A 1105-nucleotide genomic window follows, 5' to 3' on the forward strand; every position below is an offset into this window, starting at 1 on the left:
GGGATAGTAGGTAGAGGTCGAGCGCGAACGCGCGGGTGGGCACTGCGGCGAGACGAGGCGCTTCGAGGCCGAGCCGAGGAATATGGGAATTCCATGGTGCCGCAACGATCTTGGGCACACTCAAGAAGGACCTGGAAAGGACATCGAACGTCAACCGGCAATCGCGCGGACAGTGTAGTAGTTTGCGAGACTGGATAGGCTCCTTGTTCACCATGTTCGGAGACCGGGCACGGACTACTGGGTACGACTGCGGCAGACCCGGCGGCTGATGCGGGACTGGGCGTAGGGATCGCACTACGTTGCAGCAAGGGTGTGCAAAGTATCGAAGCGAACAATCACATCTAAGGGATCTGCAAAATGGAAGCTGACGCGATGCGCAACCACCGCCTGGTGGATTTGCCGACCAATGGCGCGGTGTTCGAAACCTCTCGGCCGGTACGGACGGGAGATATCGACGTCTCCGGGACGGTGCGACTCGATGGCGTTGCACGTTATCTGCAGGACATCGGTTTCGACGATCTCGATGCGAGCGGCGCAGCGGCTGCCCACCCGGTGTGGGTCGTGCGCCGCACAGTCATCGATGTCATTCGTCCGGTCAGCTGGCCGGCTCGTGTGCGCATGCGCAGATGGTGCTCGGGGTTGTCGAGCAGGTGGTGCACGATGCGTGTCCGCATCGAATCCGACGGCGGCGGCTTGATCGAGACCGAAGGATTCTGGATAAATCTCAATCCGGTCAACGGGATGCCTTCCAGGATCGAAGAGAGTTTCATGGCCGGACTCGGTTCGACCGCCAACGATCACCGATTGAAGTGGAAACCCTGGCACACCGCTCATCCGGGCGATGGGGAGGAAACGACATTCGTCTTACGATCGAGCGATATCGATCCGTTCAACCACGTCAACAACGCCACGTATTGGCAGCCTGTCGAAGACCTGATCAGAGATTGGGCCGGACCCCGAAATCCACTCCCCTACCGAGCGATTCTCGAATATCGCTCTCCCATCACCGCGGGAAACGACGTGACCGTGCGGTATCACAGTTCAGGGGAGAGCCTGAGTAGTTGGTTCCTGGTCTCGGGTTCGGTGTGCGCGAGTGCCTACGTCA

1 protein-coding gene is annotated in these 1105 nt (G+C 59.7%); it reads left to right on the top strand.

The window, feature by feature from the left end; genetic code table 11:
• Positions 1-357 precede the first annotated feature (357 nt).
• Positions 358-1105 (top strand): acyl-[acyl-carrier-protein] thioesterase (locus AC0B9F_RS38405; RefSeq protein ID WP_472010473.1); only part of this gene is annotated, 748 nt, incomplete at its 3' end.

This window comes from Streptomyces sp. NPDC097129 (assembly GCF_055668065.1).